Genomic DNA, 19,439 nt, shown 5'->3' with positions numbered 1-19,439 from the left:
TGATAAGTTTTTTTGTAGTATATATGTATGTCGTGTTACAATATGTTCATAATCTCGGCCAGCGTTTTCACCTCGTGAGTGACAGGACCCTCGGCAGGATAGTCGGGCCATCGGTTCAGGAAGATGGTGTCCAGTCCGGCCTGCTTTGCTCCCAGTATGTCCGTGCTGTAGTTGTCGCCTATCATGATGGTGTCTTGAGGCGAGGCGCCAGTCTGCTTCATGGCATAGTCGAAGAACTGTGGCGCGGGCTTGTTGGCACCGGCATCCTCGCTCAGCACGATGGTGTTGAAGTAGTCTTGCAGTCCGCAAGCCTTCAGCTTCTTGTACTGCACCTCGTGAAAGCCGTTGCTGCACATGTGCAGTCGGTAGCCCTTTCCTTTGAGATAGCGCATCAGCTCATGAGCTCCCTCTACCACGCCAGGCTTGGTGGCGCAGAAGTCCAGAAATACATCGCTGACTTGCAGGCAGAACTGGCGAAAGGCGTCGCCGTCTGCTTCGCACTGTGCCTTCAGCTCAGGGCTGACGGTGAGGGGACGGCGGAAGCGCTCCACGATGAGATAGTCGCGTATGATCTCGCCCTTGGCATAGCGGCTCCACAGGTCGATATTGGTGCGCCAGTATTCGTCGTAGAAGATTTGCGCATCGTCGAAATAGCGCCCCAGCTGGAAGTGTGAGAAGGTCTCTGCCAGTGCCAGTACGGCATTGCCGTGTGTGTCGTAGAGCGTGTCGTCGAAATCGATGAAGATGTCTTTATACTGTTTCATTTCTTCCAGAATCGTTCGGTGATGTCCTCAAAGTTGCCGTCGGCATCCTTGCGATAGAGGCGCTGGTTGGTGGTAGGTTTGTTGAGTGGGCCCAGATGACGGATGAAGGGGCCTATCTTGATAAAGTCGAAATCGTCTTTATGGATGGCAGCCGGTATGCGTATGCGTCCGCTATACCACGCCACCTTATAGGTGGGGTGCGTCTCATGGATATACTGTGCCAGCATGTTCACTGATACAGGATCTGCATCGCCTCCCATGAAGGCGATGCAGGTGATATCGTTGCCGTATTTCGACACGAAGTCGTCGATGGCTTCGGTATTGAGAGGCAGGCCAATGTCTTCCCACAGATACTGGCTGTGGCAGCCAGGACAGTGACAAGGGCAGTTGGATATGTTGATGGCCAGTGTCACCTCGTCGGGTATTTCCTGAAAGACGATGCCTGTATTTACATATTTCAGCATATTGGGGTTTAGGGTTATTTCTCTGCGTGTGCATAGAAGCGGCGTGAGGCCTCCTCCTGTCTGGCTTGCGAGAAGTTGCTGACGCGCTTCAGGTATCCGATGATGCGAGTCATGTAGTCAACGTTCTTCGAGTGGCACTTAGGACATTCGTGCAGATAGCGCTTGTCGATGTGTCCACAGTCGTTGCACACAGTGTTGGGAATGTTGAATGTGAAGTAGTTGCAACCTTCCTGTGCGGCTACTTTCAGCAACTGCAGATACTGATCCTTAGACAGATGCTCGTCGAGGTTCATGTGCAGAGCCGAACCGCCAGTGAGGTGCTCGATGTAGGGAGCGCCGTGCAACTTGAACTTGTCGATGATAGAGAGCGAGTCGTCCTCCACCACGTAGAAGTAGCTGTTGTAGCAGTCGCGAGGTACGAAGTAGCCATCCTCGCGATCCCACTTGGCGTGCTTCACGCCTACGTTCTCTGCAGGAATCATCTCGCAGTTGAACATCAGGTCCTTGGTGCGATACTTCTTGTTGTATTGCTCGATGAGGCCCAGAATGCCCTGCACGAACTTCTTATACTCGTCGTTGGGCGTAATTTTCAGTCCCATGAACTCGGCGGCCTCTACCAATCCGTTGATACCGATGGTGAGATACTGGCGCGCGATGTTGATATATCCAGCATCGAACAGTGGCAGCATGCCGTGCTCCTGCAGCTCTTTCAGATTCTCGTTGTAGGCCGTCTGCACCTTGTGACACAGGTCGATGACGCCGCCCAGATACTCCAGATAGTCGATGTTGTGGTTCACGGCATACTGGATGCAGCGGTTCAGGTTGATGGTAAGCACCGACTTCGAACCCGTTGACACACCACCGGCTCCCAGTGTGTACGAGAAACCGTTGTCTGTGATTTCGTTGCGCAGGCGGCAGCATGAACTCAGCGAATCGGCATTGTCGCTCATATAGGTGAAGAACGAGTGTCCCTCGCTGTACATTTCGGCCGTAAACTCGCCCCATTCCTTGTCTTTGCATTCGCCGTTCTCGTCCACCAGCAGTGCCATTGTCTCTACGGGGAAGGTGAGCAGGGTCTTGGTGCGCTCTTTGTTAAACCACTTCATGAAGCGCTTCTGCAACCATGAGAGTCCGTCCCAGTCGGGCTTAGAACCATCGGGGAAGTAGAACTCGCCAAAGATGCTCTGGAAATAGTACTTGTCATAGTAGGCGATGTTCCAGAACACGGCCTGATAGTTACGTGCGCCAGTGGGCTGGTTCAGCGTATATACGATCTGCTCGAAGTAGTCGGTGATGATCTTGTCGATGGTGCGCTTCTTCAAGCTTAGGTCGCCCTGCTCGTCGGCGCGCTTATAGTAGTCCAGTCCGTACTCCTTGCCCAGGAAGTAGTTCATGTACATCAGGAACTCGGGTGTGGCGCAGGCGCCGCTCAGCATTGAGCTGACCATGAACACCATGTTGACAAAACCGCCAGCAAACGACTTCATGTTGGTGGGTGCGGTAGAGTTGCCGCCGATAGACATCGTGCCGCCGATGAGCCAGGGGTACATCGTGATCGAGGCGCAGTAGTTGGCCAGCGATGTCTCGTCGTTCTTATATATAAAATGGTGTGTCAGCTTGTCTATGTATTCGTCGGCCAGCTCCTTGCCATACATCTTCTTGATGCGGTCGGTGAGCAGACGGCGGTTCAGACGAATGAAGTTCGACTTGGGCAGCTCGCCTATCAGTGTGGCAATGTTTTTGTGCTCCACGTTGGCGTTGGCGTCGTATTTCGAACCGGTAGCGGCATTGACAGACTCCATGTATTCGGAAAGGAACAGCATCTTCTCCAGTGTCTCGCGGTCCTCGGTGTGCTCTTGGCGATAGAGGATAAACGATTTTGCCACTTTGTAGAAGCCTTCGCGCATCAGGGCTTCTTCAACCTGGTTCTGGATGTCTTCTACCTTGATGTCATCGTGCATATCCAGATGGCTGATGATCTTTGAGATGGTGCTCAGGTCAGCAGGTTGATCTACGCTTTCGAATGCTTTGACGATGGCATTCATAATCTTGTCTAGTGAGAATTGGTCTTTCGAACCGTCTCGCTTTGTGATGGTAAAGTTCTTGATTTCCATTCCTTTTCCTTTTTTATTGAAGTTTGTATTATAGGTTGTTTGATATGTTATCTTGTGTCTCGAAGTTTTCCGTTTTGGACAACTTTTTTATTTATCATTTTCGAAAAGTTTCCCAAAACGTTCAACTTGATTCGTTTGCAAAGTTACAAATAATATCTGAAATGGAAATGCTTTTTAATGAAAAAAATGAGGGGCTAACCTCATTTTTTCCATTTTCTTGATAAACGACGAGCTTACGAGTTGTCGCGTCGCAGTTCTTCCAATCGTTGACTGATTTTGTGTAGTTCCACGGGTATGCGTATGTTCTGCGGACAGTGCTTCACGTCTATGCAGTGGTTGCACATGATACAGTGGTCGGGCTGTCGGTCGTGGGGCACGGCGCGGTCAAGACTTATCAGATAATTGCGGCGGTTCTTGCGATATTCTGGGTCGCCAGCGTCGTTGGGCATCTTCTTGTCGATGATCCACTTGTTGTAGTGCAGGAAGTTGGCAGGGATGTCGATGCCATAGGGGCAGGGCATGCAGTATTTGCAGTCGTTGCAGGGGATGGTGTCCATCTCCATCATCTGTTGAGCAATCTCAGTGTCAAGGAAGTGCTGCTCCTCCTCGTTCAGTGGCTGCAGCGGACAGTAGGTCAGCAGGTTGTCTTTCAGGTGTTCCATATAGGTCATACCGCTCAACACCGTCAACACACCCTTGGGGGTTCCTGCATAGCGGAAGGCCCATGATGCCAGCGACTTCTGTGGCTCGCGCTCTTTCAGTTGGCTCACCACGTAGCTGGGCAGTTTCACAAGTCGTCCACCCAACAGTGGTTCCATGATGACGGCGGGGATGCCGCGCTTCTGCAGTTCGCCGTAGAGATACGAAGCATCAGTGTTGCGGTCGTTCATCTCGTTGGCGTAGGTCCAATCCAGGTAGTTCAGCTGTATCTGCACGAAGTCCCAATGATATTTATCGTGGTTGGCAAGCAGGTAGTCGAACACCTCGACATCACCGTGGTACGAAAAACCAAGGTTGCGTATGCGTCCGGCGCGTCGTTCCTCCATCAGGAAGTCCAGCATGCCGTTGTCCAGATAGCGCTGGCTGAAGTTTTGCATGCCGCCACCGCCCACGCTGTGCAGCAAGTAGTAGTCGATGTAATCTACCTGCAACTCTTTCATAGAGTTGTGGTACATCTCGACAGAAGCCTTGTGCGACCACAGCTTAGGGTCGAAGTTCGACAATTTGGTGGCCACGAAGAAGCTCTTGCGTGGATGGCGCTTCAGGGCGATGCCTGTGCAGCGTTCCGACTGTCCCTGACAGTACACGGGTGATGTGTCGAAGTAGTTCAGACCGTGTGCCAGTGCATAGTCCACCTGCTGGTTGATCATCTCTTGGTCAAACTCCTCCGAGTCGGGCTTCTGGGGTAATCGCATCATGCCATAGCCCAGTATCGACACCTTGTCGCCTGTGGTGGGGTTGGTGCGATAGGTCATTTGTCCCGTTGGTGGTTCACCGACGTTGTCGGTCTGCTCAATTCTTTTCTTTCCTGTGCAGGCGGCCAGCGTGACAGCAGCCCCCATCCCCATATATTTTAGAAAATCTCTTCTGTCCATCTCTTTTCCTTGTTATGATTAGTTAGATCATCTTGTGTACTTCGTGTCCCTCCACGTGGATGGCCGATAGTGGGCGTACGGGACACAGGTGCTCGCAGGCTCCGCAGCCGATGCATATCTCCTCGTTGACGGCAGGTACATAGTTCGACTCCTCGTTGTTGGGGTCCACTGGCACCATCTCGATGGCGCCGGCAGGACAGTGGCGCTCGCAGTTGCCGCATTCGGCCTCGCCCAGTGCCGAGATGCAGTAGTCGGCAGCCACCACGGCATGGCCTATCTGTATGCTCGACTTCTCGATGGCGTCTAGAGGCTTGATGGCGCCTGCGGGACATACGTCCGAGCAGCGCGTGCACTCTGGGCGACAGAAACCGCGTTCGAACGACATCACGGGTTGCATGAGGTGCATCATGTCAGTAGAGGGGCGCAGTATGCCGTTGGGACATTCCGATACACACAACTGACAGCCAGTGCAGCGCTGCGCCATATTTTTCAACGACAGAGCGCCAGGGGGCACCAGTGGGGTGGTGCGTGTGGGAGCCTTCTTTTCTACGATGTCGGCTAGTCCGCCATCTACCAGCGCTTCTGTCTCCTCAGCCATTGCGGCAGTAGCCATCATTGCAGAGGTGAGCAGGAACGAGCGACGCGAGAGACCATTAGCTTCTTTATCCTCCTTCTTTTTCTCCGTCTTGTTAAAACCGGTAGTGTATTTCAGTGCGCCAAATTTGCAGCTATCTATGCAGTCGCCACATACCACGCAGCGTGAGTAGTCTACCTCGTGGGCTTTAAAGTCGATGCAGGCAGCCTTGCAGTTCTTGGTGCACAGTGAGCAGTTGCGGCATTTGCTCTTGTCGAAGCGCACTTTCAGCAGCGAGAAGCGCGACAGCAGCGACAGCGCGGTGCCCACAGGGCAGACGGTGTTACAGTAGGTACGGCCGTTTCTCCAAGCCAGCACTGCCAATACAGCCAGCGTCAGCAGGGCGATGATGAACACAGGCAGCGATCGCATCCATACGTCCACACTATAGAAGGTGTAGCTCTCGTAGTGCTCGGCCACGACTGCCAGGACGTTGTTGCCCATCATCCATAGGGGCTGCAGCAGCGTGGTGGCTATGCGACCAAAGGCCGAGTAGGGGGCCAACAGCTGCACCAGCGTGCCAACGCCTGCAAATAGGGCGCCCGCAAAGACAACTAGCATCGTGTAGCGCAACCAACTGATGGCTTTAGAGTAGGTATAGCGGTTCTTCTTCGATTTCTTGCCCAACCATCCGAACACGTCTTGCATCACGCCCAGCGGACAAATCACTGAGCAGTAGATGCGACCAAATATCAGTGTGGCTACAGCCAGCAGCGCTACCACCACGACGTTGAGTGCCAGTGCGGCTTCCAGTGCCTGCATTTTGGCCATCCATCCTAGATAGAGGTGCAGTGTGCCGGTGAAGTCGAGAAACAGCAGTGTGAGTCCTGCGAGGCAGGTGATTCCTAGTATTTTTCTTGTTTTCTTTAGCATAGAAACGAGGGTCTTTTTATATGGTGCAAAGATATGAAATAAAGTTGAGAACGCCAAACAAAGCCCTTTCTTTTTGTAGGTTTGTATGCGGTAAAGAGGACTACTGGCTGCTGAAGTTTCCTGTTTGGCTTCTTTCGCCAGTTAACAGTATCACTTTTAGCTCCTAATTCGGGCCCTCTTGCCGGCTTAGATGGCCCGTTTTAGATTCACGCTGCAAAGGTACAACACTGGTTTTGCGGTTTACGAATACTTTGGCAAGAAATCGAAAAAAAAATATGGGGAGGGCAACTTTTTCTAGGGAAGTACAACAAAAGCGCTGCACTGTTGCAGTGTTGCAGTTCTCGAAAGGGAGTGTATATACTCGAAAAATACTTCTATATTTATATATAAATATAGAGTTAAATTTTGATATATACAGTAGTTGTTTTTATAACTGCAACGCTGCAACGCTGCAACACGAGAGCTATCATTTTCTAGGGAAGTACACGCAATGCCACAAACGTGCCATGACGCCGTATCACCGTATCACCGTAACATTTGGTAAAATCAATGGTAGGCGTAACAAGGGTATTATTTTTTATATATTATATATATTATAATATATATAATATATAAAGTAATTATATATATATCTTGCGAACTTTTGCTCGACATACTTAAAAACACAAATGTTACGGTGATACGGTGATACGGTGTCTTTTCCTGAATAAGGTTGACTCTTTAGGCCTTGTTCTTTAACATTTGCCTACCCGTACGGATTTGGTTGACTGCCTCGTCTGAGTACAGTTGACTACTTTCACTGGAGAGGTTCTTTCTCCGCTACGCTATGAAAGCGGCAAAGCCGATCGGACTCTTTTCCTAAGAACGTAGACTTCGAGCAGAAGTATAAATACCTGAAAATAATTGCCAAAACATTTGCGTATCTCATATATTTTTCGTACCTTTGTATTGTCATTAAGAAATAGCAAATCATGAGTTTTCTAGGGGCAAATGAGCGCTTTTCTGAGGGCAAATGAATCATTAACTTTCTAACCATTAAAAACACACGAAAAATTATGGCAAAACTTAGAATCAAAAAGTATGTGAACCAGGTGAAGAACTCGAAGATGTTCGGTAAGTGGTACGGACGCGTGAACTACAACGATACGCTCTCTACCGACGACCTGTGCCGCCACATCTCCAAGCATGGTACCATCTACACCTCCGATGTGGTGAAGGGTGTCATCGAGCGCTTCGTGCTCTGCTTCGAGGAGCTGCTGCACGAGGGCTACAAGATCAAGCTCGACGGTCTGGGCACGTTCTCGCTGAAGATGAGTACCACGGGTGCTGAATCGGCGGAGGAGTTCGGAGTGCAGAACATCAGGAATCTGCAGGTGAAGTTCAACGGCGACAAGAAGAAGTTCTCGGAGTACGCTAGTTCTACGTTCAAGAAGAACGCTCGCTTCGAGATTGAGCCTGACGCGAGTGAAAATGAAAAGGAGCAGGGGGAGAATGAGGACTAACCCCTCAAACCCCTCCCGCAGAGAGGTTTGGCCTGCTTCGCAGGGAAATTTTTCAAAATTGAAAACAAAATTTTTCATTTTTATTTTCTTTCTCGCCTGACACAAGCCGAAGGGATATAAATCTCTGTTTAATTTTGAATCAAATTTTGAAGAATTTGACTTTCCCTGTCGGCCGTCGAGCTAAACCTTCCCGCCGCAGGCGGCCCCAAATCGTAATTAACCAAATTAACCGAATAATACTATGAAGAAACTGGAAACTTGGAAGTTTGTATTGCAAACTGTTATCGCCATCCTTACGGCGATCGCCACTAGCCTCGGCGTGGCTAGTTGTATGAATTAGGAACCCCTCCCCATCCCTCCCAAGGGGAGGGGGTTGGAAGTAAGAAAGTCTCCCCCTTGGGGAGATTTAGAGGGGGGTTGGTTGACTACGTAGGCACTCCCCTCCCTTCAAGGGGAGGGGCAGGGGTGGGGTCTGTATCTCCATTTGCAGTTAGAACAATACTGACCCCACCCCCGACCCCTCCCCTACATGGGAGGGGAGGAAAAAACGACCCCTCCCCATCCCTCCCAAGGGGAGGGGGTTAGAAGTAAGAAAGTCTCCCCCTTGGGGAGATTTAGAGGGGGTTGCTTTTCTTGGAAATTTTGACAATGAAGATACTGATTTCGTAGAGCAGGGCGATGGGAAGGGATACAAGAAGAAGGGTGAAGACATCGGTGGTGGGGGTGATGATGGCTGCCACTACGAGGATGGCGACGATAGCATGGCGACGATAGTGGGTCATCAGGGTGGGGGAAATGACCCCCAGACGACCAAGGATGGCACAGACCACGGGCAACTCAAAGACGGCACCCATGACCAGACTCATGGATACGAGCGTGTCGGCATAGCTCTGAAGTGTGAGCATGTTGCTGACATTAGGGCTGACCTGGTAGGTGCCGAGGAAACGCACAGTGAGAGGGAATATGAGCATGTAGCACACGAGTGTGCCCAACATGAACATTAAATAGCCAGAGAGCGTGATCCACAGCGCAGCACGGCGCTCGTGGCGGTAGAGCCCTGGTGATATGAAACGGAAAAGCTCGAAAAGCACGTAGGGCGCAGCACATAGCAAGCCGGCATACAAGGCCATACGCATGTGTGTCATGAACTGTTCGGTGAGCCCCGTGTTGATTAGGTGGAGCGCAAACGGCTCGGTGTGTAGCCAGCGAAATGTGACAAACTGGCTGTTGCTCGGCGCCAGCACCAACGCAAAGAGCCAGTCCTTTAGGCAGAAGGCCACCGTGCCCACTGCTACTACCACGGCTAGCGAGCGCAGGATGACCCAGCGCAGAATGTCGAGATGCTGCCAGAAGGTGGCTGCCTCGTTATTTTTCATCCTTCTTGGCTTCGTCTTCGATGTCGGCTTTCACGTCGCCCACTTCGTTCATGCCCTCTTTGAAGCTTTTCACGCCTTTGCCCAGGCCGCGCATCAGTTCGGGAATCTTAGAGCCGCCAAAGAGCAGCAGTACAACGAGGGCGATGAACAGCAGCTCTGGTGCGCCCAGTCCTAAGAGCAGTAATGTTTTTGTTGCTAACATAAAAATTATGATTTAAATCATCGGGACAAAGGTACACATTTTAATTCTTTTTTCGTAACTTTGCAACCAAATTTTTAAGCTTTTGATCATGGGATTCTGGAAAACATTGTTGGGTGGGGTCGACGAAACCCCCGAGGAAGATAAGAAAAACGCCGATGCCAAGCAGTTTGATCTGCTGAAATACGACGGTGTGAAGGCTATGCGCATAGGGCAGTTTGACTATGCCGTGAAGTGCTATCGCGAGGCGCTGAAGATACAAGACGACCTGGAGGTGCGCGACTACCTGTCGCAGGCACTCATCCGCCAGGGGCAATTGGCTGAAGCCATCACCGAGCTGAAGGCCCTCTACCAGCAGACCCCCGACAATGTAGAGGTGCTGCTGCAGGCCGCCCATGTGGCCTATATGCAGGAAGACTACGACGAGATGGACACCCTCTGTCAGCAGGCGCTGCAGGTGGACGAGACCCATCCTCGCGTACATTATTTATATGCACAGGCCTGCGCTGGTCGTGGCGACATCATTGGCGCCATAGCTCGCCTGACCAAAGCCGTGGTGCTAGACCCCGACTTTGCCGATGCCCGCCTGCTGCGCGCCCAGGTGCTGACCAAGATGGGCGAGGTGAAGGGTGCCAAGGAGGACGTGGACTGGCTGATGGCTCGCCACGCCGACCACGAAGACGTGGTGCTGGCTGCCGCACGCCTGGCACAGACCGAGGGACAGGCCGACGAGGCACTGCAGCTCTACACCCGCCTGATAGACATGAACCCCTTCCACCTGGAGGCCTACCACGAGCGCGGCCGATTGCGCTATGAGGCAGGCGACAAGCAGGGTGCCGAGGAAGACATGCAGAAACTGCTGGAGCTGAACCCCAATGAACTAGCCGACGTCAGTGGTGATTACTCGGCTGAGGGCGTAGAACAGCACATGAAACGCGTCTATTCAGCCATAAATCCATTTGGATTGTAAAAAAACTCGGAAAAAGTTTGGCTGTTTGACGAATTTGTTATACTTTTGCACCCGATAATTACAATTAGTAACAAAAATGACGAAATTTAATGCATACTTCTATTTTTATTATTACTTTACAAGCAATTGTGAAGCGGGTAGTCGTATGTAAAATTAAAGAATTGAAGAATTAAAAAATTAAATAAGGCCCCGCTTCACGAAGAGTGAAAGTGGGGCTTCCTTTTTAGAACATGAAAAGAATAGCGATACAAGGCATCACAGGGTCGTTTCACGACATCGCCGCCCATCAGTATTTCGAGGGCGAACAACTGCAGTTGATCTGTTGCAACACCTTCGAGCAAGTGTTCGAGAGCGTGCGCCAGGATCCCACCGTCATTGGTATGGCAGCCATCGAGAACACCATAGCCGGTTCGCTGCTGCACAACTACGAGTTGCTGCGCGACAGTGGCACCACCGTGGTGGGCGAGCACAAGTTGCACATCACCCACTGCATCTGCTGTCTGCCCGAGGATGACTGGGACACCATCACCGAGGTGCACTCGCACCCCGTGGCACTGATGCAGACGCGCCACTACCTGGAGCACCACCCGCAGCTGCGCATCGTGGAGGGCGACGACACCGCAGGCTCTGCCAAGATGATAGCCGAAGGCCACCATCGCGGATGGGCCGCCATCTGTCATGCAGAGGCTGCCAAGCTCTACGGGCTGAAGGTGCTGGAGAACGGCATCGAGGACAATAAGCATAACTTCACCCGTTTCCTGGTGTGCTCCATGCCTCAGAAGGCCGACATGCTGCGCCCACTCGTAGAGAGCAACAAGGCCAGCATCGTCTTCTCGTTGCCCCACGAAGAGGGTTCGCTCTCGGCTGTGCTCGCCATCTTGTCGTTCTACAAGATCAACCTCACGAAGATACAGTCGCTGCCCATCATCGGCAAGGAGTGGGAGTATCTGTTCTATGTCGATGTGACCTATAGCGACCTCACGCGCTATCGTCAGGCCGTGGATGCCATCATCCCCCTGACGCGCGACCTGAAAATCTTAGGGGAATATAAGGCGATTTGAAGGATTGAAGGATTGAAAAATTGAAGGATTGAAGGATTGAAGGATTGAAAAATTGAAGAATTGAAATAGTATATGGAAACAAAAGTAAATACAGGTAGTGAAGAAATTGGAAAGGAGAAGAGAACTTCAACTCTTCAATCTTTCAATTCTTCAATTTTACCAGCCGACAGGCTGAACTTAGTACAGGAGTACTACTTCAGTCGTAAACTGAAAGAGGTGGCCCAACTAAACGCAGAAGGCAAGGATATCATCTCCTTGGCTATCGGAAGCCCTGATATGCCACCTTCGAAACAGACCATTGACAAACTTTGTGAGGTGGCCAACGAACCCTCGGCCCACGGCTATCAACCCACTATGGGCACGCCCGAGCTGCGCGAGGCTATGGCCCGCTTCTATAAGCGCTGGTACGGCGTGGATATAGACGGAAAGACCGAGGTGCTGCCACTGATCGGTTCGAAGGAAGGCATCCTGCACGTCACACTGGCTTTCGTGAACCCAGGCGACGAGGTGCTGGTGCCAAACCCAGGCTATCCCACCTATACCTCGCTGTCGAAGATACTTGGAGCCAAGATTGTGAACTACAACCTGCGCGAGGATTGCGGATGGCAGCCCGATTTCGACGAGCTGGAGAAAATGGATCTGTCGAAGGTGAAACTGATGTGGACCAACTATCCCAATATGCCGACGGGCGGACGCGCCCAGCGAGCCACCTACGAACGATTGGTGCAGTTTGCCAAAGCCCACAATATCGTGGTGGTGAACGACAATCCCTATAGCTTCATCCTCAGCGAAGAGCGCCTCTCGCTGATGCAGGTGCCAGGCGCCAAAGACTGCTGCATAGAGTTCAACTCTATGTCGAAAAGTCATAACATGCCAGGATGGCGTGTGGGTATGTGCGTGTCTAACCCACAGTTTATCCAGTGGATATTGAAGATCAAAAGCAACGTAGATAGCGGCACCTTCCGCGGCATCCAGTTGGCAGCTGCCCAGGCTCTGGACAATGACGAGGCCTGGCATCGCGAATACAACATCGAGACCTATCGTCGCCGTCGCCAGTGGGCCGAGAAGATCATGGAAGCACTGGGATGCACGTACGACAAGAATCAGGTGGGTATGTTCCTCTGGGGACGCATACCCGATGACGTGCAGAACGTAGAAGACCTGACCGAGCGTGTGCTCCACGAGGCCCGCGTCTTCATCACCCCAGGCTTCATCTTTGGCTCTAACGGCAATTGCTACATCCGCATCTCGCTGTGTGCCAAAGAAGAGAAGATTAAACAAGCGCTTCAAAGAATTGAAAAATTGAAGGATTGAAAAATTGAATTGAAAAATTGAAGGATTGAAAAATTGAATTGAAAAATTGAAGGATTGAAAAATTGAAGTTTTTCATGTGATGAAAGAAATTGTGATTGCAAACTTGAGCATGGATTTTGCACTGAGAATAGTAAACTTGTACAAGAATCTGTGTGATGACAAGCAGGAATATGTAATGTCAAAGCAGTTATTATACAAAGCTTCATACCTAACAGAGAATGAACATGAATCGATGATGAAGGATTTGCGTATTATAATAGGAACATTAGTAAATACAATAAAGAAAACAAAAGATAACGTTATGGAGGAGAATTGAAAGATGAAGAAAGATTGAAAGATGAAGAAAGATTGAAAGATTGAAAGATTGAAAAATTGAAGGATTTCAATTCTTAAACTTTTCAATTCTAAAAAAAACTTCAATTCTAAAAAAAACTTCAATTCTAAAAAAAACTTCAATTCTTCAATTCTTCAATTCTTAAATTTTAAAGAATATGGAACTAGAATTATCACCATTGAATTTGCCTAGTGACAACGAACGTCCCTTCGTGATTGCAGGCCCTTGCTCTGCCGAGACCGAGGAGCAAGTAATGACCACAGCTAAACAGTTGGCTATGAAAGGCTGCCACAACTTCCGCGCTGGCGTGTGGAAGCCACGCACCAAGCCTGGTGGCTTCGAGGGTCATGGCGAACCTGCGCTGAAATGGCTGAAGCAGGTTAAAGAGGAAACCAAGATGTTGGTATCTACCGAGGTGGCTACGCCCGAGCATGTGGAGCTGGCTTTGAAATATGGTATCGACATTCTATGGATTGGTGCCCGCACATCGGCCAACCCCTTTGCCATGCAGGCACTGGCCGACTCGCTTCAGGGCGTCGATGTACCCGTGTTTGTTAAGAATCCCGTGAACCCCGACTTGGAGCTTTGGATCGGAGCTCTGGAACGTCTTAATCAAGCTGGCGTGAAGCGACTGGGAGCTATCCATCGCGGTTTCTCGTCGTACGACAAGAAGATCTATCGCAACATGCCTATGTGGCAGATACCCATCGAGCTGCATCGCCGCATACCCGAGCTGCCAATCATCTGCGACCCATCGCATATCGGCGGACGTCGCGAACTCATCGCACCGCTATGTCAGCAGGCTATGGACCTGGGCTTCGACGGACTCATCGTAGAGAGCCACTGCGACCCCGACAAGGCATGGAGCGACGCCGCTCAGCAGGTGACACCCGATGTGCTTGACTACATCCTCTCGCTGTTGGTGATTCGCGATGAGCACACCACCACAGAAGGCATCCAGCAGTTGCGCAAACAGATTGACGAGCTCGATAACCAGTTGATGGATTTGCTGGCCAAGCGTATGCGCGTGTGCCGCGAGATAGGTCAGTATAAGAAAGAGCACAACATGACCGTGCTGCAGACCTCGCGCTACAACGAGATCTTGGCCAAGCGTGGTGCTCAGGGTTCCCTGCTAGGCATGGGTTCCGACTTTGTGGCCAAGGTCTTTGAGGGTATCCACGAGGAGAGCGTAAGACAACAGATAGAAATTATTAATAAATAAAATTGAAAGATTGAAAGATTGAAGGATTGAAGTCCATGCGGCTTGAAAAACTTCAATTTTTCAATTCTTAAATTCTATTTCTTTTTTATGAAAATATTAGTCATGGGAGCAGGTAAGATGGGAAGTTTCTTTATCGACCTGCTGAGCTTCGACCACGAGGTGGCTGTATTCGAACGCGATGCCAAGCGCATGCGCTTCACCTACAACTGCCAACGGTTTACAACCTACGAGGAAATAAAGGCTTTCGAGCCAGAACTGCTGATCAATGCCGTCACGCTGAAATACACCATTCCAGTGTTCAAAGAGGTGATACCCTATCTGCCCAAAGAGTGCATCATCAGCGATATCGCCAGCGTGAAAACCGATTTGAAAGACTTTTACGAACAGACTGGCATGCGCTACGTCTCTACACACCCGATGTTTGGACCCACGTTTGCCAATCTGCAGCAGCTCTCTGAGGAGAACGCCATCATCATCCAGGAAGGCGACTGCATGGGGCGCTGCTTCTTCAAGGACCTGTATAACAAGTTGGGACTCAATATCTATGAGTACACCTTTGAGGAGCACGACAAGACGGTGGCCTACTCGCTGAGTATTCCTTTCGTATCTACCTTCGTCTTTGCAGCCGTGATGAAACATCAGGATGCACCAGGCACCACCTTCAAGCGCCACATGCGCATAGCCAAGGGCGTGCTGAACGAAGACGACTACCTGCTGCAGGAAATCCTGTTCAACCCCTATACCCACGACCAGGTGGCGCAGATACGCACAGAACTGAAAGAACTGCTGGAGATTATCGACCAGAAAGATGCTGTCGGCATGAAGGCCTACCTGAACAAGATTCGTGATAATGTGCGAGGGGATATCGAGATAAAGCGATAGCTTTTTAACGCAAAATAGAATGAAAGATTCGTCGTGAATATGATGGGTCTTTCATTTTTTTTAGTACCTTTGACTGCGTCTAAGGTACTTGCACTCGAAAGAAAAAATAAAAAGCGAGCCTTTTATTTTGTTCTTTGCTCGTTTATTCGTACCTTTGCAGCCGAATTCGAATTTAAACAATTGTTTTAGGAATGAATATTTCTTATAAATGGCTGAAAGAATACGTTGATTTCGACCTTTCGCCGCAGCAGGTATGCGATGCACTGACCTCTACGGGACTCGAAGTTGACGCTCTCGAAGAAGTACAATCCATACGTGGTGGATTGAAAGGACTCTATGTGGGCAAGGTGCTCACTTGCGAATTGCATCCCAATTCTGATCACCTTCATGTAACGACTGTTGACCTGGGCAAGGGCGAACCCTCACAGATTGTATGTGGCGCTCCTAATGTGGCTGCTGGTCAGAAGGTTATCGTGGCCGATCTGGGCTGCGTGCTCTACGATGGCGATCAGGAATTTGTTATCAAGAAATCAAAACTGCGTGGCGTTGAGTCTAACGGTATGATCTGCGCCGAAGACGAGATCGGAATCGGCAGCAGTCACGATGGCATCATTGTGCTGCCCGAGGATGCCGTGGTAGGTACACCAGCTGCCGAGTACTACAACCTGGAGAGCGACTGGCTCATCGAGGTAGATATCACTGCCAATCGTGCTGATGCACTGTCGCACTGGGGTGTGGCACGCGATCTCTATGCATGGTTGAAGCAGAACGGCTACGAGACAGCACTGCATCGCCCTGGCGTAGAAGACTTCTCAGTGGATAATAACGACCTGCCCATTGAGGTGGAGATTGCTAATACAGACGCTTGCAAGCGCTATGCTTGTGTCAGCGTGACTGGCTGCGAGGTGAAAGAGTCGCCCGACTGGCTGAAGAACAAGCTGACCACTATCGGTCTTCGCCCAATAAATAATATTGTGGACATCACCAACTATGTGATGATGGCCTACGGACAGCCTCTGCACACCTTCGATGCCGATATGGTGAAGGGCCACAAGATCGTGGTGAAGACGATGCCCGAGGGTACGCCCTTCGTCACACTCGATGGCGAGGAGCACAAGCTCTCTGACCGAGACCTGGCTATCTGCAACGCTGAGGAGCCTATGTGCATCGCAGGCGTGTTTGGCGGAAAGGGTAGTGGAACCTACGAGACCACTCGTAACGTGGTGCTGGAGAGTGCCTATTTCCATCCCACCTGGATTCGTAAGTCGGCTCGTCGTCATGGTCTGAGCACTGATGCGTCGTTCCGCTTTGAGCGTGGCATCGACCCCAATGGCGTCATCTATGCCCTGAAGCAGGCTGCCCTGCTCTGCAAGGAGCTGGCAGGCGGTAAGGTTTCTATGGAAATCTGTGATGTTTACCCAGAGAAGATAGAGAATGCTGTGGTTGACCTGCAGTATAGCTATGTGCACAATCTGGTGGGTAAGGACATCCCCGTAGAGACCATCAAGAGTATCTGTGACACACTGGAGATGAAGGTGCTGGAGGAGAATGCTGAAGGCCTGAAACTGGAAGTACCTGCTTATCGTGTGGACGTGCAGCGCCCCTGCGATGTGGTAGAGGATATCCTGCGCATCTATGGATATAATAATGTGGAGATCCCCACACAGCTGAAGTCAAGCTTGGTGATCAAGGCCGAGGAAGACCGCAAGCACAAACTGCAGAATGTGGTCTCTGAGCAGCTGGTGGGTGCTGGCTTCAACGAGATACTGAACAACTCGCTGACCAAGACAGCTTACTATGGCGAGGACGAGACGGTGGTGAAGATCATGAACCCGCTGTCAAGCGATCTCGGCGTGATGCGTCAGACACTGTTGTATGGCGGTTTGGAAAGCGTAGAGCACAACGTGAAGCGTAAGAACGCCAACCTGCGTTTCTTCGAGTTTGGCAACTGCTACTTCTTCGACCCTGAGAAAAAGAATGACGACACCCCCATGCAGGCCTATAAGGAAGAGAACTTCATGGGTATCTGGGTGACGGGTAAGCGTGTAGAGGGCTCATGGGCTCATCCTAATGAGGATAGCTCTTACTTCGAACTGGCTGCACACGTACAGAACATCCTGAGCCGCATAGGCATGAAGCAGGGATTGATGGTGCAGAAAAAGAGCGAGAATCCAAACTTCTCGGCTGGCATTGTGATCGAGAATCGTGGTGGAAAGAAGCTCATCGAGATGGGTATCCTGTCTAAGAAGCTCCTGAAGCAGTTCGACCTGCAGCAGCCCGTTTACTTCGCAGAACTCAACTGGACGCAGCTGATGAAGGCTACGAAGAAGAATGAGGTGACATTCACTGAGATTTCTAAGCATCCTGCTGTAAGTCGTGACCTGGCTCTGCTGGTAGATAATGCCGTTGAGTTTGCACAGATTGAGCAGATAGCACGTCAGACTGAGAAGAAACTGCTGAAGAAGGTAGAGCTCTTCGACGTTTACGAGGGTAAGAATCTGCCTGAAGGCAAGAAGTCGTATGCTGTCAACTTCATTCTGCAAGACACAGAGAAGACAATGAACGACAAGCAGATCGACGCCATCATGCAGAAGCTGATTGCTCAGCTGAAGAAGCAGCTCAATGCAGAGCTTCGTTAACCCTTGTCCCCTAAGTACTTTGCAAAGCAAAGCGGCATAGCCGAGCGAGGGGACGACAGGGGTCTGAACGAGATAATTAATAGAATAATAATAACAATGGGGCAATGAACATGTGTTCAGACCCCCAACCCCCTAACTTAGGGGGCAAAAAAATATAAACAATGGGAAGAGCATTTGAATATCGTAAAGCTACAAAGCTGAAAAGATGGGGCCACATGGCCAAGACATTCACAAAGATTGGTAAGCAGATTGCCATCGCTGTAAAGGCTGGCGGTCCAGAGCCTGAGAACAACCCCGCACTGCGTGCTATCATTGCCAACGCTAAGCGCGAGAACATGCCAAAGGATAACATCGAGCGTGCTATCAAGAACGCTATGGGTAAGGACCAGAGCGACTATAAGGAGGTAACCTACGAGGGATACGGTCCTCACGGAATCGCTATCTTCGTGGAGACTCTGACCGACAACACCACTCGTACTGTAGGCGACGTTCGTTCGGTGTTCAACAAGTTCAATGGTAACCTGGGTACCCAGGGCTCACTGAGCTTCCTCTTCGACCACAAGTCTGTGTTCACCTTCAAGAAGAAGGACGGACTGGATATGGACGAGATGATTCTCGACCTGATTGACTATGGCGTAGAGGACGAGTACGACGAGGACGAGGAGGAGAACAGCATCACTATCTATGCCGATCCTTCAAGCTTCAGCGCTGTGCAGAAGCACCTGGAGGAGAACGGCTTCGAGGTGACTGGTGCTGAGTTCACTCGTATTCCTAACGACCTGAAAGATGTAACACCTGAGGAGCGCGAAACTATCGACAAGATGGTAGAGAAGCTCGAGGACTTCGATGATGTTCAGACCGTTTACACCAATATGAAACCCGAAGAGGAAGCTTAAGTAAATTGGTTAAGATCATAAAAATAGCGAAGCTTTTTCAACGAGCTTCGCTATTTTTTTTATTTCAATTTTTTTCTATTTTTTTTGTTTCTTATCTCTTTATTCCTAGCTGTGTTTCTTATTGATAGTCTTCCTTGACGATCGTCGTTTCGAAAAGCACACTGTCAGGATTGTTCAAATGACGATAGATGTAGTGAAAGCTATAGCCCTTCTCGCGATGAGCTTTGTATTTAGGTTCTTGTCTCAACTCGCTGATCAGTGCCTGACGTAGCTGGTCAGTGGGAATAGCAAAGTCGTTGATACGGAAATACTGACTCTGGGTCAGTGTGGGAATGTCGAAAACAATGCTGTCTAGATACATAGTGCTTTCAGTATTCAACGGCATCGGACATTTTGTTTGGGTGAACTCTTTGTTCTCGCGAGCAATACGCTCTTCGAGCGACTCCTGACAAGACATCAGGATAAGGGCAGAAACAGCAAGTAATAGAAGATGCTTCATATTTGTAACTATTTTGAATTATTTTGCGTGCAAAATTACGAAAAAAAAGCAAAAATGCGGTTCGTTTGATGTTTTTTTTGTACTTTTGCAATTTAAAGAGA

At 50.2% G+C, this 19,439-nt stretch carries 17 protein-coding genes; 9 read left to right on the top strand and 8 right to left on the bottom strand.

Going from position 1 to position 19,439, the window contains the following annotated elements; all coding sequences use genetic code 11:
* Positions 1–35: 35 nt before the first annotated feature.
* The 5 genes from T496_RS0103020 to T496_RS0103000 form a co-directional block, all read right to left on the bottom strand.
* Positions 36–764: a YjjG family noncanonical pyrimidine nucleotidase gene (locus T496_RS0103020; RefSeq protein WP_027449437.1), complete on the bottom strand. Its 729-nt coding sequence runs from the start codon at positions 762–764 to the stop codon at positions 36–38.
* Positions 761–1,228, bottom strand: a complete 468-nt coding sequence (gene nrdG / locus T496_RS0103015) for an anaerobic ribonucleoside-triphosphate reductase activating protein (RefSeq protein ID WP_027449436.1) — start codon at positions 1,226–1,228, stop codon at positions 761–763. The genes T496_RS0103020 and nrdG overlap by 4 nt, the downstream gene beginning before the upstream one ends.
* A gap of 14 nt (positions 1,229–1,242) precedes the next feature.
* Complete coding sequence (gene nrdD, locus T496_RS0103010; RefSeq protein ID WP_027449435.1) at positions 1,243–3,342, bottom strand: anaerobic ribonucleoside-triphosphate reductase; 2,100 nt, start codon at positions 3,340–3,342, stop codon at positions 1,243–1,245.
* Positions 3,343–3,575: 233 nt separating this feature from the next.
* The gene (locus tag T496_RS0103005) at positions 3,576–4,937 is read right to left on the bottom strand and encodes an aldo/keto reductase (RefSeq protein ID WP_027449434.1); all 1,362 of its coding nucleotides are present in this window, start codon (positions 4,935–4,937) and stop codon (positions 3,576–3,578) included.
* A 22-nt stretch (positions 4,938–4,959) separates the two neighbouring features.
* On the bottom strand, positions 4,960–6,444 hold the full coding sequence (locus tag T496_RS0103000; protein ID WP_027449433.1) for a 4Fe-4S binding protein: 1,485 nt from the start codon (positions 6,442–6,444) through the stop codon (positions 4,960–4,962).
* 1,055 nt (positions 6,445–7,499) lie between these two features.
* Here T496_RS0103000 and T496_RS13305 point away from each other — a divergent pair.
* Both T496_RS13305 and T496_RS14845 read left to right on the top strand, forming a co-directional pair.
* Positions 7,500–7,946: an HU family DNA-binding protein gene (locus T496_RS13305; RefSeq protein ID WP_052342047.1), complete on the top strand. Its 447-nt coding sequence runs from the start codon at positions 7,500–7,502 to the stop codon at positions 7,944–7,946.
* A gap of 241 nt (positions 7,947–8,187) precedes the next feature.
* Entirely contained in the window at positions 8,188–8,286 is a 99-nt protein-coding gene (locus T496_RS14845) for a smalltalk protein (RefSeq protein WP_155808313.1), read from the top strand.
* Positions 8,287–8,560: 274 nt separating this feature from the next.
* Here T496_RS14845 and tatC read toward each other — a convergent pair whose 3' ends face one another.
* Both tatC and T496_RS0102975 read right to left on the bottom strand, forming a co-directional pair.
* On the bottom strand, positions 8,561–9,322 hold the full coding sequence (gene tatC / locus T496_RS0102980; RefSeq protein WP_027449431.1) for a twin-arginine translocase subunit TatC: 762 nt from the start codon (positions 9,320–9,322) through the stop codon (positions 8,561–8,563).
* Entirely contained in the window at positions 9,312–9,524 is a 213-nt protein-coding gene (locus T496_RS0102975) for a Sec-independent protein translocase subunit TatA/TatB (protein ID WP_027449430.1), read from the bottom strand. The genes tatC and T496_RS0102975 overlap by 11 nt, the downstream gene beginning before the upstream one ends.
* An 88-nt stretch (positions 9,525–9,612) precedes the next feature.
* Here T496_RS0102975 and T496_RS0102970 point away from each other — a divergent pair, with 88 nt between their 5' ends.
* The 7 genes from T496_RS0102970 to T496_RS0102935 all read left to right on the top strand — a co-directional run bounded on the left by T496_RS0102970 (position 9,613) and on the right by T496_RS0102935 (position 18,839).
* Positions 9,613–10,491: a tetratricopeptide repeat protein gene (locus T496_RS0102970; RefSeq protein WP_027449429.1), complete on the top strand. Its 879-nt coding sequence runs from the start codon at positions 9,613–9,615 to the stop codon at positions 10,489–10,491.
* Between the two features lie 230 nt (positions 10,492–10,721).
* The gene (locus T496_RS0102965; RefSeq protein ID WP_027449428.1) at positions 10,722–11,552 is read left to right on the top strand and encodes a prephenate dehydratase; all 831 of its coding nucleotides are present in this window, start codon (positions 10,722–10,724) and stop codon (positions 11,550–11,552) included.
* Between the two features lie 153 nt (positions 11,553–11,705).
* Positions 11,706–12,866, top strand: coding sequence for a pyridoxal phosphate-dependent aminotransferase (locus T496_RS0102960; protein ID WP_027449427.1), 1,161 nt, complete (start codon positions 11,706–11,708; stop codon positions 12,864–12,866).
* Positions 12,867–13,357: 491 nt separating this feature from the next.
* The gene (locus T496_RS0102950; protein ID WP_027449426.1) at positions 13,358–14,422 is read left to right on the top strand and encodes a bifunctional 3-deoxy-7-phosphoheptulonate synthase/chorismate mutase type II; all 1,065 of its coding nucleotides are present in this window, start codon (positions 13,358–13,360) and stop codon (positions 14,420–14,422) included.
* 87 nt (positions 14,423–14,509) lie between these two features.
* Positions 14,510–15,304, top strand: coding sequence for a prephenate dehydrogenase (locus tag T496_RS0102945; protein WP_027449425.1), 795 nt, complete (start codon positions 14,510–14,512; stop codon positions 15,302–15,304).
* Positions 15,305–15,495: 191 nt separating this feature from the next.
* Positions 15,496–17,943 (top strand): phenylalanine--tRNA ligase subunit beta, encoded by a 2,448-nt coding sequence (gene pheT, locus T496_RS0102940; protein WP_027449424.1) that lies wholly within the window; start codon positions 15,496–15,498, stop codon positions 17,941–17,943.
* A gap of 161 nt (positions 17,944–18,104) precedes the next feature.
* A complete protein-coding gene (locus T496_RS0102935) occupies positions 18,105–18,839 on the top strand; it encodes a YebC/PmpR family DNA-binding transcriptional regulator (RefSeq protein WP_027449423.1) in 735 nt (244 codons plus the stop codon).
* Between the two features lie 118 nt (positions 18,840–18,957).
* On the opposite strand, the gene T496_RS0102930 is transcribed toward T496_RS0102935, so the two are convergent.
* Positions 18,958–19,338, bottom strand: a complete 381-nt coding sequence (locus T496_RS0102930; protein ID WP_027449422.1) for a hypothetical protein — start codon at positions 19,336–19,338, stop codon at positions 18,958–18,960.
* Between the last annotated feature and the right edge of the window lie 101 nt (positions 19,339–19,439).

This window comes from Xylanibacter brevis P6B11 (genome assembly GCF_000621825.1).
Lineage (GTDB): Bacteria > Bacteroidota > Bacteroidia > Bacteroidales > Bacteroidaceae > Prevotella > Prevotella brevis.
The sequence above is the reverse complement of the archived record's forward strand: the minus strand, read 5'-3'. Positions and strand labels throughout refer to the sequence as shown.